The sequence below is a fragment of the Micromonospora sp. NBC_01740 genome (assembly GCF_035920365.1).
Taxonomy (GTDB): Bacteria; Actinomycetota; Actinomycetes; order Mycobacteriales; family Micromonosporaceae; genus Micromonospora; species Micromonospora reichwaldensis.
In genome coordinates, this window is the sequence record NZ_CP109150.1 from 3,667,939 (window position 1) to 3,683,032 (window position 15,094).

Genomic DNA, 15,094 nt, shown 5'->3' on the forward strand with positions numbered 1-15,094 from the left:
GGCCTGGGTGCAGGTGGGCGGGTCAGCGGGGCGGGGGCAGCTCGCGGCGGTTGAACTTCTCCCGCAGGCCCTCCGGCAGCAGTTCGCGGAGCTGGTCGGGAAGCAGCGGCAGGTCCAGCAGGCTCAGCTTGAGCTGGTTGCGTTCCTGGTAGCGGCGCGGGTCCAGGCGGACGACCAGGCCGGCGTCGTGCCGGTAGCGGATCTGCACGACGCCCTCCGTCGCGGCGTCCCGGATGACCAGGCCGTCCACCTCTACCGCGACCGGGCCGGAGCCCTCGCGCAGTTGCAGGCGGACCGTCTCGTGGGGGGAGAGCACCAGCGCACGGGAGATGCCGGCCATCGGGGCGGACGGGGTCACCACCACCGCCTCGGTGGCCGGCGAGACGAGCGGGCCGCCGGCGGCGTAGCTGTAGGCGGTCGAGCCGGTCGGGGTGCTGACCACCAGCGCGTCGCAGCGGTAGTACCCGTACTGCTGCCCGTCGACGGCGAGGGAGGCGCTGACGAAGCCGGCACCGGGCTGGCGGATCAGCGCGATGTCGTTGAACGCGACGAGGTCGTCGCCGCAGACGTCGCAGGCCAGGCAGCTGTGGTTCTCCACCGTGAAGTCGTGCGCCACCAGCCGGTCCAGGGCCCTCGGTAGCTCCGGCGGCTCCACCTCGACGAGGAAGCCGAGCTTGCCGACGTGTACGCCGAGCACCGGCTTCGGATCGTGGACGGCCGACCGGAGCGCGCCGAGCATCGTCCCGTCGCCGCCGATGGCGATCAGCGCGTCCGACCGGTGGGCCACCTCGCCCACCGGCAGCGGTTCGACCGTGGCCGGTACGCGGTGCCGGTCCTCGGCGCGTACGGCCAGGGAGATGTGGTGTCGGGCGGCCCAGGTCACGATGGTGTCGACCACCGCGGAGACGTCCCGGGTGGGGTGCAGCACCAGCCCGAGCCGGCTCCGGTCCATGCCTACAGCTCATCACATCCCGGGGTCCCGGGACGGGCGTACCGCGAGGCGGGCGGGCGACCGCGCGACGTGTCACTTCGTCACGTCCGGAGCTTTCCGCGTGACGCGCCGGTGCACGGGTCGTTGGTGGAGACGGGAGCGGGTCCGCAGGGGCTCGATGTCCCGGGCCCGCGTGCAGGTGGCGCGCCGGGCGGGAACCACGAGGAGGATCTTTGAAGATCGTCGTTACCGGTGGCGCCGGTTTCATCGGCTCCAACCTGGTACGCGCCCTCGCCGACACGCCGCAGGTCACCGAGGTGGTGGCCGTCGACGACCTCTCCACCGGGTTGCTGGAGAACCTGATCGACCTGCCGGTGCGGCTGTTCACGGGGACGATCCTCGACCCCGATCTGCTCGACGAGGCGGTCAGCGGGGCGGCCGGCGTGGTGCATCTCGGCGCCCTCGGCTCGGTGCCCCGCTCCATCGACGACCCGCTGCGCAGCCACCACGCCAACGCCACCGGCACCCTGAGCGTGCTGGAGGCCGTCCGGCGCCACGGGGTCCCCCACGTCGTGGTCGCCTCGTCGTCCTCCGTCTACGGCGCCAACCCCGTCCTGCCCCGCCAGGAGACGCTGCGGCCGATGCCGGTCAGCCCGTACGCGGTCTCGAAGCTGGCCACGGAGGCCTACGCGCTCGCGTACGCCGCCTGTTACGGCATCGGCGTGCTGCCGTTCCGCTTCTTCAACGTCTACGGGCCCCGGCAGGCAGCCAACCACGCGTACGCCGCCGTGGTGCCGAGGTTCGTCTCGGCGGCGCTGGAGGGCCGGCCGCTCCAGGTGCACGGCGACGGCACCCAGTCCCGTGACTTCACCTACGTCGGCAGCGTCACGGACGTGATCGTCGACGCGGTCCTGCGCCGCGTCTGCTCCCCCGACGTGGTGAACCTCGCCTTCGGCGCGCGGCTCTCGCTGCTGGAGCTGATCGCGGAGCTGGAGGAGGTGCTCGGTCGCCGGCTCGAGGTGGAGCACGGCCCGTCGCGGGCGGGCGACGTGCGCCACTCCGACGCGGACGACGGGGTGCTGCGCGCGCTCTTCCCCGACGTGACGCCGGTGCCGCGCGCCCAGGCCCTGCGGGCGACCGTGCAGTGGTACGAGGCGCACGCGGAGCAGCTCGCCTGACGGCGGACCGGCCACCGGCCGGGGCGCGGGCGGCGGTGGCCGGTACCCGCCCGAACGGGTTGGCGGGAGCCGCCGGTGCGACGGCACCCCGTCCTGATCCGCAACCGTGACCTTGGGTGTTGCTTGTCGTTGACTGTCAAGAAGGGTGCAAAAAGGTCATTTCGCCTAGTTGGCGCCGGTAGGCGGCAACACGCGACATCGGGGGAAACAGTTGAAGATCGTGGTCAGCGGCGGGGCCGGTTTCATCGGTTCGAACCTGGTCCGGGCGCTCGCCGAGCAGCCGCGGATCAGCGAGATCGTGGTGGTCGACGACCTGTCGACCGGTTCGCTGGACAATCTGCTGGACGCGCCCGCCCGGGTCCTCGTCGGCTCGGTCTGCGACCCGGACGTGCTGGACGACGCGCTACCGGGCGCCGCGAGCGTCGTGCACCTCGGTGCCCTCGGTTCGGTGCCCGGGTCGATCGACGATCCGGCGCGCAGCCACCACGCCAACGCCACGGGAACGGTGAGCGTGCTGGAGGCGGTGCGCCGCCACGACGTGCCGCACGTGGTGGTCGCCTCGTCCTCCTCGGTCTACGGGGCGGCTCCGGGGATGCCCCGGCACGAGGCGCTGCGGCCGATGCCGGTGAGCCCCTACGCGGTCTCCAAGCTCGCCACCGAGACCTACACCCTCGCCTACGCTGCCTGCTTCCACCTCGCCGTGCTCCCGTTCCGCTTCTTCAACGTGTACGGGCCGCGGCAGGATCCCGAGCACCCCTACGCCGCCGTGGTGCCGAGGTTCATCGCCGACGCGCTCGACGGCCGGCCCCTGACGCTGCACGGCGACGGCCAGCAGACCCGCGACTTCACCTACGTCGCCGACGTCACCGACATCATCACCGACGCCGTGGTGCGCCGCGTCGGCGCGCCCGACGTGGTCAACCTGGCGTTCGGCACCCGTACGTCGCTGCGGGATCTGGTCGCCGAGCTGGAGGTCGTGCTCGGCCGGCGGCTCGAGGTGGAGCACGGCCCACCGCGGCCCGGCGACGTCCGCGACTCGCAGGCCGACTGCACCCGGCTGCAGGAGCTGTTCCCCGCCGCCCGGCCGCACTCGCTGCGCGCCGGTCTGGCGGCGACGGTCGAGTGGCACTCGGCTGCCCGCGCGCTGAGTCCGGTCTAGGGCGGCCGACCGCGATGCACCCCGCCGTCACGCAGCCGGCCGACGCCCGATCCGCGCCGGCCGACCCGGCTGCGGACGACAGGGGCCGTGACCGGAGGCTGGTCGCCGGCATCGCGACGACGGTGGGCAGTCGGGCGGTCGGTGCCGTCGTGCCGCTGCTGCTGCTCCCGCTCACCCATCGGTATCTCGGCACGGAGCTGTTCAGCCTGTGGCAGGCGGTGACGGCACTGACCGCGATGGCGGCCTTCGCCGACCTAGGCCTGGGCAACGGGCTGATGACCAAGTTGGCGGACACCCAGGCCCGGGGCGAGACCGCCCAGGCCAGACGCTACGTCTCCACCGCCTACCTGACCCTGGCCGGCGCGGCGGTCGCGGCCTGCGCCGCCCTCTGGATCGGGGCGCTCGCCATCCCGTGGACCTCCGTGTTCAACCTGCCCAGCGCCGAGCTGGTGCCGACCGCCCGGTCCATGACGCTGGTCTGCCTGACCGTCTTCATCCTCAACGTGCCGATGTCGCTGGTCATCCGGGTGCAGTACGGCGTCCAGCAGGTCGCCCGCGCCAACACGTGGCAGTTGGCCGGGTCCCTGCTCTGCCTTCCGCTGACCCTGGCCGCCGTGGCCCTCGACGCCGCGCCGGTGACCTTGGTGGCCGCCGTGGTGATCGGTCCGCTGCTGGGCAACGCGGTGAACAGCCTGTGGTTCTACATCCGGCGGATGCCGGAGCTGGCCCCGTCGTTGCGGTGCGTGGAGAGGGCCGCCGCCCGGGAGCTGCTCCGGCTGGGCGGGATGTTCCTGCTGCTCACGGCAGCGCTGACGGTCGCGACCAACGCCGACCCGCTGATCGTGGCACAGACCCGTGGCCTGGCCGACGTGGCCGTGTTCGCCGTGGCCGCCCGCCTGATCGCCCAGCTCGGGCTGCTCATGTCGATGGTGAGCGCGGCGGCGTGGCCGGCGCACGGTGAGGCGCTGGCCCACGGGCGGGTGGCCTGGATCCGCCGCCGCACCAGGCGGATGACCCTCGTGGCCGCGACAGCCGTCGGGCTGCCGAGCATCGTGGTGGCGCTCGTCGGTGGGCAACCGTTGGCCGCGCTGATGGGGATGACGCAGGCACCGGACCGGTGGCTGCTCGCCGGCCTCGGTGCCTGGTGGATGGTGCTCGCGGTGGCCTCGCCCTGGTTCATGGTGCAGAACGCCGCCGGGGTGGTCCGTCCGCAGCTCGTCGCCTGGGCGGCGTACCTCGTCCTGGCGGTGCCGCTGAAGTGGTGGGGCGCCGGGGCGCTGGGGATGGCCGCGGTGCCGTGGCTGGGTGCGGCAGTCGCACTGGTGACGGTGTTCCCGGCGGCGCTGCTGGGTTACCGCCAGGTGCTGGCCCGAGCCGGCCCGGCGGTCCAGGGCCAGCGGGTCGCGGCATGAGCGGACCGCCGGACCGGCCGCGCCTGGTCGCGGTGCCACCACAGCAGGGGCCCGGTGACCCGGGCTTTCGTCGCCCGCCCGGCGGAGGTCTCCGCCGTGGCCGTACCCGGCCCGGTGCCGGAGAGGACAGTGCCATGACGGATTCATCCGGTTGGGTGGCGTACGTGGGGCCGTTCCGCTACCCGTGGGGCGAGGCATGCTCCCGGCGGGTCGACGGGATCGCCCGGTCGCTGGCCCTGGCCGGCCGGCACGTGGTGGTGGTCGGCGGGGAGCACACCCCGGCCGAGCCTCGACCGGTCGACGTCGTGACGGGGCCGGGCACGATAACCCACGTCGGAGTGGGCGAGTTGCCGCCCGCCGGGGCGAGCCCGGCGGCCAGGGCGACCCAGGTGCTCCTCCGCTGGGGAGCGCGGACCGTCGCCTGGCTGGCGGCGCAACCGACCCGACCGTCACATGTCGTGGTCTACGGCGGCGGGACGCCGTACATGGTCCACCTGCGCCGGTGGTGCCGGCGCCACGGGATTCCGCTGGTGGTCGACGTGGTCGAGTGGTACAGCCCTCGGCAACTGGTCGGCGGAGCGCTGGGCCCCCTGCACCTGTCTGCGAAGCTCGCCCTGCGCCACCACTACCCGCGCTGCTCCGGCGTCATCGCCATCAGCACCCTGCTCGAGGAGCACTTTCGGCAGCGGGGCTGCCAGGTCGTGCGGGTGCCGCCGACCCTCGACGTGCGGCAGCTGGCGAGCACACCGGAGACCCCGGCCACCGGGTGGGACGGGCTCACCCTGGTCTACGCCGGCACCCCCGGCCGCAAGGACCTGCTCGGCACCGTCGTCGAGGCGGTCGAGGCGGTGGCGCGCTCCGGTGCGCGGCTGCGGCTGAGGGTGGTGGGGCCGTCCCGCCAACAGCTGCGCGATCTGCTCGGCGGCGACCCGCCGGAGATGGTGGAGGTGGTCGGCCGGGTGCCGCAGTGGACGGTGCCGCAGCTGTTGCGCGAGGCCGACTTCAGCGTTCTGCTCCGGCCGCCGGCGCGTTACGCCAACGCCGGCTTCCCGACGAAGGTCTGCGAGTCGATGGCGAACGGCACCCCGGTGATCTGCAACCTGACCAGCGACCTGGGCCGCTACCTGGAGGACGGCGTCAATGCCCTGGTCTGCACCGACCACTCCGTGGCCGCGCTGGCGGCGACGCTGCACCGGGCGGTGCGGCTGACCGCCGAGGAACGGCTGCTCATGCGCAAGGCCGCCCGGGAGCAGGCGCTGGACTCCTTCGACGTCCGGGCGTACGCACAACCGCTGGCCCGGCTGCTCGATTCTGTACAGGAGGTAACGGGTGCCGGACACCGGGGGCACTGAGATGCCGGAGCGGATGCGGGTGTGCGTGGTGGGGCCCCTGCCGCCACCGATGGGAGGCATCGCCCGCGGGGTGGCGATGCTGGTCGACCGGTTCCGCGACGATCCGGAGGTCCACATCGAGGTGGTCGACATCGCCCAGCGGTGGCGCGGCGTGCACGACCTCGTGCCGGGGCGACGCCTGACGGCGGGGGTACGCCAGCTCACGGCCGGCGCCGTGGCACTGCGCCGCGTCCTGGCCGCGGGCCGGACCGACGTCGTGCACCTGCATTCGTCCGGTGGCCCCGGCGTCCTCCGGGACCTGGCGTTACTGCTCATCACCCGGGTGTACCGGCGACCGGCCGTCTACCACCTGCACTTCGGGCGGATCCCCGAGATCGCGGGGCGCGGCAGTCGGGAGTGGCGGTCGATGGCCTCGGCGATGCGGCTGGCGACGGTCGTTCTGGTCCTCGACGAGGCGTCCGAGTCCACCGTCCGCAACCAGCTCCCCACGGTGTGGGTGCGGCGGATGCCGAACGGAGTGGACCTCGACCGGCTTCCGGCGCCACACCGGAACCCCGCGCCGGCGGAACGCACGGTGCTGTTCGTCGGCTGGTTCCTGCACGCCAAGGGGGTCGAGGACCTGCTGGCCGCGTGGCGGACGGCCGCGCAGCCGGGTTGGCGGCTGCTCTTCGTCGGCCCCGCCGATCCGGCCTACCTGCGATCGGTGACCGAGCGGCACCAGCCGCCGGCGTCGGTGTCCTTCCTGGGCGAGCTGCCGCACCCGGACGTCCTCGCCATGATGGCCCGCTGCGACCTGTTCGTCCTGCCCAGCCACACCGAGGGGTTCCCCAACGTGGTGGTCGAGGCGATGGCGCTCGGCTGCCCGGTCGTCGCCACCGACGTGGGGGCGACCGCCGAGATCCTCGGCGACGACAGCGGGGTGGTCGTCGCGCCCTCGGACCCCGCCGGCCTCGCCGCGGCGCTGCGGGATCTGATGACCGACCCGGCGCGCCGTGCTGAGCTGGCCGACCGGGCCCGGGCCCGGGTGCACCGGCTCTACGGGCTACAGAGCGTGCTGCGCCAGCACACCGACCTGTGGCGTCGGGTCGCTGGTTCCCCCCGGCACGACCGCCGGCCGCCGGCCGCCGCTCCGGGGAAGCACCCCGTCGGGTCCTGACCGGTGGTCTCTGCGGTGGTGCCGGCCGCCGGTGCCGTGCGGGCGGCTCGACGGGTCGGCCGTGAGGGCGGGCACGAGCGAGAACAACGCCAGCGGTAGCCAGGCGGCCAGGGCGGCCTCCCAGTGCCCGGTGAGCCAGATCGGCAGGAACATCACCAGGAACAGCCCGGCCAGCCGCGCGCCGAGCCGGGAGGCGCGCCCGACGGGCCAAATGGCGGCGGCCAGGACGGCCGCGTAGCACAGCACGCCCACGAGCCCGAGGTCGGCGCCGAGGGTGAGGACCAGACTGTGGGCGCCGATTCCCCAGGAGCTGACCGCCATGAACGCGCCCGCCCCGATCCCGGCGAGCGGGGACTGCCCCCAGACAGCGACGGCCTCGGGCCAGACCAGCATCCGGCCGGCGAGGTCACCGGTCGCCCGGTCGGCGACGAGGCCGTCGAGGCGCAGCATCGTCGCCTCGCCCAGGCCGAGCGGTACCAGGAGCAGGACCGCCGGGACGACCACCGCCGCGACCAGCCAGCACGCCCGGGGGGCCGCCCGGCTGCACACCAGGTAGACGGCGCCGAGCAGCAGCGCGGCCAGCGCGCCCCGCGTGCCGCTGAGCAGCACCGCGTAGCCCAGCAGCGGCACGCACGCGTAGAGCGCGAGGCGGACCGCGCGGGGCAGCCCACCGACGCTGCCCAGCAACACCGCCAGCAGGATTCCGGCGACCATCGTGTAGGCGGTCAGGTTGATGTTGACTCCCTCGATGCCGTACCGGACGCTGAGGTCGAAGGCTCCCGTCCGGTCGAGGTCGCCGCCGGTGGAGGGTGCCCGGATCAGCTCGACCGCCCGGATGAGACAGCCGGCGATGAACGCGACGCCGACCGCGAGCAGATCGCGGGTGGTGGTCACGATGTGCCGCACCGCGACCAGCAGCAGCAGGCAGGTGCCGTACAGGTAGACGGTGCTGCGGGTCGCCGAGGTGTCGAGCGTCCACCCGAGGCTGGCGACCACCCACACGCCGAGCAGCAGGGCGAGCACGTCGACCAGCCCCGGCCGGGGGATGCGACCACTGAGGACGACGGCGGCCAACAGGGCGGGGCCCAGCGGGGTCTGGTCCACCGACCAGCCCACCATCAGGGCGACGACGCTGACGATCGCGACGCTGACCAGTGTGGCGTAACGCCGATGGGCCCGTCGCCGGTGCGTGCCGGGCGAGCGGGCGGGTCCGGACAGGAGGCCTGGAGGTACGTCGCCCACGCTGTAGTCCTTCGTGTCGGTGGCCAGGCGGCATATCCGCTGCTCGCCGAGTCTCCCACCTATTCCTTAATGAAGCGGGCATTCGTAGCGATTGTCGGATGAAAGGCGTTTCTCCGGTACGGGAGTGGTCGTTCCTCACAACGAACCCGCCGGGCGTACGGGGCGGGGCACGGCGAACCGACATGGGAGCGGGAGTGACCACAAATTCCAACGGCCAGCGGGTACTCATCACCGGCGGCACGGGTTCCTTCGGCAAGACGATGGTCCGCCGCCTCCTCGACCGTGGCGTCGGCGAGGTCCGGGTGCTCAGCCGCGACGAGGCCAAGCAGGACGACATGCGCCGGCAGCTCGGCGACGACCGGGTCCGCTACCACGTCGGGGACGTACGCGACTACGACTCGGTGCTGCGGGCCAGCCGGGGGATCGACTACGTCTTCCACGCGGCGGCCCTCAAGCAGGTGCCCTCCTGCGAGTTCTTCCCGCTGGAGGCGGTGCGGACCAACGTCCTGGGCAGCGCCAACGTCGTCGAGGCGGCGGAGCGTAACGGCGTCGGCTCCGTGGTCGTGCTGAGCACCGACAAGGCCGTCCACCCCGTCAACGCGATGGGGATGAGCAAGGCCATGATGGAGAAGGTCGCCCAGGCGCACGCCCGGAACAACCCGAACAGCGCGACGACGGTCTCCTGCGTCCGGTACGGCAACGTCATGTACTCGCGCGGCTCGGTGATCCCACTGTTCATCGAGCAGATCAAGGCGGGCCGGGCGCCCACCGTCACGGACCCGGGGATGACCCGCTTCCTGATGTCGCTGGACGACTCGGTGGAACTGGTCGAGCACGCCTTCCAGCACGCCCGGCCCGGCGACATCTTCATCCGTAAGGCCGTCGCCTGCACCGTCGGCGACCTGGCCGAGGCGGTCTGCGAACTCTTCGACGTGCCCGCGAAGCTCGACGTGATCGGCGTACGGCACGGCGAGAAGCAGGACGAGACGCTGGCCAGCCGGGAGGAACTCGCCCAGGCGGACGACTTCGGCGACTTCCTCCGGGTGCCGCTGGACGCCCGCGACCTCAACTACGCGCTCTACGTCTCCGAGGGCGAGCTGGGCCGGGGGCCGCGGGAGGACTTCAACTCCGCCAACGCGCCGCGGCTGGGCGTACCGGAGATCGTCGAGCTGCTGAGGACGCTGCCGGAGGTACGCGCGGAGCTGGCCCTGCGGGACCCGGTGCTGGCGTGCTGAGGCTGGCGGTCACCGGCGCCGGCGGCTTCCTCGGCTGGCACGTGCGGGTGCTGCTGCGTGTCCTCGGCCGGCCGGAGCCGGTCGTCGTCACGCGGGCCGACCTGACCGACCCGGAGCGGGTCGCGGCGAAGCTCGACGGCGTCGACCGGGTGCTGCACCTGGCCGGGGTCAACCGGGGCGAGCCGGCCGACGTCGCCGCCGGCAACGTGCAGCTCGCCGCCCAGCTCGCGCAGGGCCTCAAGCACTGCCCGACGCCCCCCGGCGCGGTGGTCTTCGCCAACTCGGTGCAGGCCGGCAACGGCACCCCCTACGGCGACGCCAAGGCCGCCGCCGCCGGCCTCCTGGCCGACACGGGCCTGCCGTTCGACGACGTCCTGCTGCCCAACCTGTACGGCGAGCACGGCCGGCCGTACTACAACTCAGCGGTCGCGACGTTCTGCCGGCTGCTCGCCGAGGGCGGGCAACCGGAGGTGCACGGCGACCGCGAGCTGAGCCTGGTGCACGTCACCGACGCGGCGGCCCGGCTCGTCGGCGTCCCGGCCGGCGGCTCCTGGGACCCCGCCATGCCGGCGCTGCGGACCGGCGTACGGGCCCTCGCCGACCGGCTCGCCGACGTCGCCGCCACCTACCGCACGGGGGAACTGCCGGCCCTGGTGGACCGGCACGACGTGCGGCTGTTCAACACCTACCGCTCGCACTGCTTCCCGGCGCACTACCCGCTGGCGCTGCCGCGCCGGGCGGACGCCCGGGGCGAACTGGTGGAGACGGTCCGGACGCACGGGGGAGGCGGCCAGACCTTCTGCTCCACCACGCGCCCCGGCATCACCCGGGGCGAGCACTTCCACCTGGCCAAGGTGGAGCGCTTCGTCGTGCTGCGCGGCACGGCGGAGATCAGCCTGCGCCGCGTCGGCGACACCGGGGTGGTGCGGTTCGCGGTCTCCGGCGACGAGCCGGTGCTCGTGGACATGCCCACGATGTGGGCGCACAAGCTGGTCAACACCGGCGGCGACGACCTGGTCACCATGTTCTGGACGAACGAGCTGTTCGACCCGGAACGGCCGGACACCTGGCCCGAGCCGGTGGAGGCGGGCCGGCCGGAGCGCGCCGTGGCCGTCCCGTGAGGATCGGCCTGGTCAGCCAGTGGTACCCGCCCGAAGGGGTGTTCATCCCCGGCAACCTGGCGCGGCAACTGGCCGAACGCGACCACGACGTGCGGGTGCTCACCACCTTCCCGAGCTATCCGCACGGCCGGATCTTCCCCGGCTGGCGGCAGCGCTGGCGACACACCGAGGCCGACGGGCCGGTCGCCGTGCGGCGGGTGCCCGCCTATGCCAGCCACGACACGTCCGCCGCCCGGCGCGCGCTGAGCCACCTGTCCTTCGGGGCCAGCAGCGCGCTGGGCGGCGTCCGCTGGTTGGCCGGCGTCGACGTCACCTACGTCTACCACCCGCCACCCACCTCGGCGGCCGCGGCGGCGCTGGTCCGCCTGGCCCGGCGTACGCCGATCGTGCTGCACGTCCAGGACCTGTGGCCGGAGTCGGTGCTCGGCTCGGGGATGGCGCCCGCCGGCCGGGCGGGCCGGGCCCTGGAACGCGGCGTCGCCGCACTGATGCGCGCGACGTACCGCCTTGCCGGCGCCGTGGTGGTGATCTCGCCGGCGATGGCCGACCTGGTCGTGGCCCGGGGCGCGGACCCGGACCGGGTGCGGGTGGTGTGGAACTGGACCGACGACGCGCTGTTCCGGCCGGTGCCGGCCACCGACGAGGCCCGCGCGGCGCTCGGCCACCGCGGGCGCTGCACGGTGATGTTCGCCGGCAACATCGGCCTCCTGCAGGGGATCGAGACCGCGATCCGGGCGGCGGCCGTCGTGCGCGACCGGATCGACCTGGTGCTGGTGGGCTCCGGGGCCGGCGAGGAGGCCGCGCGCCGGCTCGCCGCGGAGCTCGGCGCCGACAACGTGCGGTTCGTCGGCCGGCGGCCCGCCGAACGGATGGCCGCGCTGTACGCCGCCGCCGACTGGCAGCTGATCTGCCTGCGCGACCTGCCCGCGCTGCGCGGCAGCATCCCGTCGAAGTTGCAGGCCGCGCTGGCCTGCGGCAGCCCCGTGATCGCGTCGGTGGGCGGCGACGCCGCGGCCCTGGTCCGCTCGGCCGGGGTCGGCCTCGTCTCCCCGCCGGGGGACTGGCGTGCGCTCGCCGCGCGCTTCTCCGTCGCGGCGGCCGAGTCCGCGGACGCCCGGGCGGAACTGGGCCGCCGGGCCCGACGGGTCTACCAGGAGCGCATGTCGCTGCGGGTGGGCGTGGACCAGTTCGAGGACATCATGACCAAGCTGGCAGCAGAGAGAGGACGGGCATGACCCGGATCATGACGGTGGTCGGCACCCGACCGGAGATCATCCGACTGTCCCGGGTGATCGCCCGGCTCGACGACACCGTGGACCACCTGCTGGTGCACACCGGGCAGAACTGGGACAGCACCCTCTCCGACGTCTTCTTCAAGGAGCTGCGGCTGCGCGAGCCGGACCGCTTCCTGCGGGTGGACACCTCGTCGCTCGGCCGGGTGCTGGGCGGCGTGCTGGTCGGCATGGAGACGGCGATCGCCGAGACCCGACCGGACGCGCTGCTCGTGCTCGGCGACACCAACAGCTGCATCGCCGCGCTGATGGCCCGGCGGATGCGGGTGCCGGTCTACCACATGGAGGCCGGCAACCGCTGCTTCGACCTCAACGTCCCCGAGGAGACCAACCGGCGGCTCGTCGACCACGTCGCCGACTTCAACCTCGTCTACACCGAGCACGCGCGGCGCAACCTGCTGGCCGAGGGGCTGCACCCGCGCCGGATCCTGCACACCGGCTCGCCCATGCGGGAGGTGCTGGAGCACTACCGCGCCGACGTCGCCGCGTCGGGCGTCCTGCGCCAGCTCGACCTCGTACCCGGCCGGTACTTCGTGGTCAGTGCGCACCGCGAGGAGAACGTGGACCAGCCGGACCGCCTCCAGCGCCTGCTCGACTGCCTCCGGGCCGTCCGCGACCGGTGGGGGCACCCGGTGCTGGTCTCCACGCACCCGCGTACCCGAAAGCGGCTGGAGGCGCTGGCGCCGGACGCGACCGCCCTCGACGGGATCGCGTTCCACGAGCCGTTCGGCCTCTTCGACTATGTGCACCTGCAGACCAGGGCGTTCTGCACGCTCTCCGACAGCGGCACGATCAGCGAGGAGGCCGCGATCCTCGGCTTCCCCGCGGTGACGCTGCGCGAGTCGATCGAGCGCCCCGAGGCGCTGGACGCCGGCGGGATCATCATGACCGGGCTCGACCCGCAGGGCGTCGTGGAGGCGGTCGAGGTCACCGTGGCCCAGGTCGCCGCCCAGGGGGTGCCGTGCCCCGTCGACTACCGGGTCCCGGACACCTCCCGCCGGGTGGTCGACTTCATCCTCTCCACCGTCCGCCGGCACCACGACTGGGCGGGCATCCGCCGCTGACCCGTACCGCGAGGGCCGGCGACCGGAAGCTCCGGTCGCCGGCCCTCACCGTGTGGCGCGCGTCAGCGGGACAACGGCACCTGCACCGAGGCGCGGGGGACCGGCACGACCGGGTGGTCGCAGAGCGCGGCGAGCTGCGCGGCCACCTTCTCCGGATCGTCGTACGGGTCGAGCCCGCTGACCTCGATCGGGTCCAGGGCCGGCACCGCTACATGTGACACCAGCGGGTGCAGCGGCCGGGTGTCGGTCTCGCCGGTGCCGAACAGGTCCTCGTGCAGCTTCTCGCCGGGGCGCAGCCCGGTGTAGACGATCGGCACGCCGCTCTCCGCCTGCTCGGCCATCTGCCTGGCCAGGTCGGCGATGCGGACGGGCTCGCCCATGTCCAGCACCAGCGCCTCCCCGTCGCGGCCGATCTCGGCGGCCTGCAACACCAGGTGCACCGCCTCCTGCACCGTCATCAGGTAACGGGTCACCTCCGGGTGGGTGACGGTGAGCGGGTGGCCCAGCTCGATCTGCCGCTGGAACGCGGTCACCACCGAGCCGCGGCTGCTCAGCACGTTGCCGAAGCGGACGCTGAGGAAGGTGCCGGGGAACCGGGAGGCGGCGTGCGCGGTCAGCCGCTCGGTGATCCGCTTCGAGTAGCCGAGGACGCTGATCGGGTCGGCCGCCTTGTCTGTGGAGATGTTGACGAAGCGGGCCACGTCGCGGCACGCGTCGAGCACGGAGAGGGTGCCCCAGACGTTCGTCTTCACCGCCTCGCCGGGGTGCCGCTGGAGCAGCGTGAGGTGCTTGAGCGCGGCGGCGTGGAAGATGACGTCCGGCCGGCGCTCGCGGATGATCCGCCGGATGCCCTCGTCGTCGCGGAGATCGGCGAGGATCAGCTCGGGGCCGTCCAGCAGGGCGCGTCCGGCCAGCGACATCTGCAGGCCGTGCAGGGCCGACTCGTCGCGGTCGAGCATCATCAGCTCGCCCGGGTCCGCCTTCATCACCTGCCGGCACAGCTCCGAGCCGATGGAGCCGCCAGCGCCGGTGACCAGGACCCGTCGACCGCTGAGCCCGTTGCCGCTCAGCGCCATGTCGGCGACCACCTGCCGGCGGCCCAGCAGGTCGTCGATCTGCACGTCGCGGACGTCGGTGACGGTGATCCGGTGGTCGACGAGGTCCCGGACCGGAGGCAGCACCTTGAACGTCGCCCCGGTCCGGAGGGTGGCCTCGCGGATCTGCCGGATCAGCGCGGCGTCGGCGTTGGCGACGGAGAAGATCACCGTCGTCGCGCCGGTGCGCCGTACGGCCGCCGCCACGTCCTGACGGCCACCGAGCACGCGTACGCCGCCGATGCGCAGGTCCCGCTTGTCGGGGTCGTCGTCGAGGGCGCCCACGGGCCGGTAGCGTCCACGCGGATCGCCGAGCATGGCCCGCAGCAGCCCCTGCCCGGCGTCGCCGAGCCCGAACAGCAGCACGGGGTTGGAGGACCGGGCGTCGGGCCGCATGGCCAGGTCACGGCGGTGCCGGTAGGTGAACCGGGCGGTCAGCATGAACAACAGGGCCAGGGCGCCGCCGACCAGCGGCGTGCTCGCCGGCACCGGTCGTACGCCGGCCGGCAGCAGCCCGATCAGCATGATCGCGGCCGTGGTGGCCGCCGTGCCCGCGACCCCCTGCACCTCCTGAAGGCTGCCCAGCGGGTGGCGTCCGGAGTAGATCCGGCGAACCGCCGCGACGGCGACGTGCACGACGGCGGCGAGGATGCCGCAGGTGGCGGCGCGCGCGAGCTGGCCGGAGGCCAGGTCGAGTTCGTAACGGAACCAGACCGCTGCGGTGAACCCACCGACCCAGGCGGTGCTGTCGGTGGCGAGGAATCCGATTGTGCGGCGACGCGCCCTGGCCCGGTGTGAACTCTGTTCACCGAGTCGGGTGGCCTCTGTTTCGGGCGGCATCTGTGCTCCCTGTCCGTC

12 protein-coding genes are annotated in these 15,094 nt (G+C 73.4%); 9 read left to right on the forward strand and 3 right to left on the reverse strand.

Annotated features, from left to right (window positions below; translation table 11 throughout):
• Positions 1-22: 22 nt before the first annotated feature.
• Positions 23-952 carry an NAD(+)/NADH kinase gene (locus OG989_RS17080; RefSeq protein WP_151455447.1) on the reverse strand — a complete coding sequence of 310 codons (930 nt, stop codon included), beginning with the start codon at positions 950-952 and terminating at the stop codon, positions 23-25.
• Positions 953-1,164: 212 nt separating this feature from the next.
• Here OG989_RS17080 and OG989_RS17085 point away from each other — a divergent pair, with 212 nt between their 5' ends.
• The 5 genes from OG989_RS17085 to OG989_RS17105 all read left to right on the forward strand — a co-directional run bounded on the left by OG989_RS17085 (position 1,165) and on the right by OG989_RS17105 (position 7,188).
• Positions 1,165-2,109 carry an NAD-dependent epimerase/dehydratase family protein gene (locus OG989_RS17085; RefSeq protein WP_151455448.1) on the forward strand — a complete coding sequence of 315 codons (945 nt, stop codon included), beginning with the start codon at positions 1,165-1,167 and terminating at the stop codon, positions 2,107-2,109.
• A gap of 220 nt (positions 2,110-2,329) precedes the next feature.
• Entirely contained in the window at positions 2,330-3,268 is a 939-nt protein-coding gene (locus OG989_RS17090) for an NAD-dependent epimerase/dehydratase family protein (RefSeq protein WP_225852284.1), read from the forward strand.
• Positions 3,269-3,282: 14 nt separating this feature from the next.
• Positions 3,283-4,680 (forward strand): lipopolysaccharide biosynthesis protein, encoded by a 1,398-nt coding sequence (locus tag OG989_RS17095; protein ID WP_327027557.1) that lies wholly within the window; start codon positions 3,283-3,285, stop codon positions 4,678-4,680.
• Positions 4,681-4,814: 134 nt separating this feature from the next.
• A complete protein-coding gene (locus OG989_RS17100; RefSeq protein WP_327027559.1) occupies positions 4,815-6,032 on the forward strand; it encodes a glycosyltransferase in 1,218 nt (405 codons plus the stop codon).
• Positions 6,010-7,188, forward strand: a complete 1,179-nt coding sequence (locus OG989_RS17105; RefSeq protein ID WP_151455452.1) for a glycosyltransferase family 4 protein — start codon at positions 6,010-6,012, stop codon at positions 7,186-7,188. The genes OG989_RS17100 and OG989_RS17105 overlap by 23 nt, the downstream gene beginning before the upstream one ends.
• On the opposite strand, the gene OG989_RS17110 is transcribed toward OG989_RS17105, so the two are convergent.
• Positions 7,075-8,430 carry an O-antigen ligase family protein gene (locus OG989_RS17110; RefSeq protein WP_327027561.1) on the reverse strand — a complete coding sequence of 452 codons (1,356 nt, stop codon included), beginning with the start codon at positions 8,428-8,430 and terminating at the stop codon, positions 7,075-7,077. The genes OG989_RS17105 and OG989_RS17110 overlap by 114 nt on opposite strands.
• Before the next feature lie 194 nt (positions 8,431-8,624).
• Between OG989_RS17110 and OG989_RS17115 the strand changes: the two genes are divergently transcribed.
• The 4 genes from OG989_RS17115 to wecB are packed head-to-tail and all read left to right on the forward strand — an operon-like array spanning position 8,625 to position 13,142.
• The gene (locus tag OG989_RS17115) at positions 8,625-9,665 is read left to right on the forward strand and encodes an SDR family NAD(P)-dependent oxidoreductase (RefSeq protein WP_305069292.1); all 1,041 of its coding nucleotides are present in this window, start codon (positions 8,625-8,627) and stop codon (positions 9,663-9,665) included.
• Positions 9,659-10,786: a polysaccharide biosynthesis C-terminal domain-containing protein gene (locus tag OG989_RS17120; protein ID WP_327027562.1), complete on the forward strand. Its 1,128-nt coding sequence runs from the start codon at positions 9,659-9,661 to the stop codon at positions 10,784-10,786. Before OG989_RS17115 ends, OG989_RS17120 begins: the two co-directional genes overlap by 7 nt.
• On the forward strand, positions 10,783-12,021 hold the full coding sequence (locus tag OG989_RS17125; RefSeq protein WP_327027563.1) for a glycosyltransferase family 4 protein: 1,239 nt from the start codon (positions 10,783-10,785) through the stop codon (positions 12,019-12,021). The genes OG989_RS17120 and OG989_RS17125 overlap by 4 nt, the downstream gene beginning before the upstream one ends.
• Positions 12,018-13,142, forward strand: a complete 1,125-nt coding sequence (gene wecB / locus OG989_RS17130) for a non-hydrolyzing UDP-N-acetylglucosamine 2-epimerase (protein WP_327027564.1) — start codon at positions 12,018-12,020, stop codon at positions 13,140-13,142. The genes OG989_RS17125 and wecB overlap by 4 nt, the downstream gene beginning before the upstream one ends.
• 62 nt (positions 13,143-13,204) lie before the next feature.
• Here wecB and OG989_RS17135 read toward each other — a convergent pair whose 3' ends face one another.
• Positions 13,205-15,076: a nucleoside-diphosphate sugar epimerase/dehydratase gene (locus OG989_RS17135; RefSeq protein ID WP_327027565.1), complete on the reverse strand. Its 1,872-nt coding sequence runs from the start codon at positions 15,074-15,076 to the stop codon at positions 13,205-13,207.
• Positions 15,077-15,094: the final 18 nt, after the last annotated feature.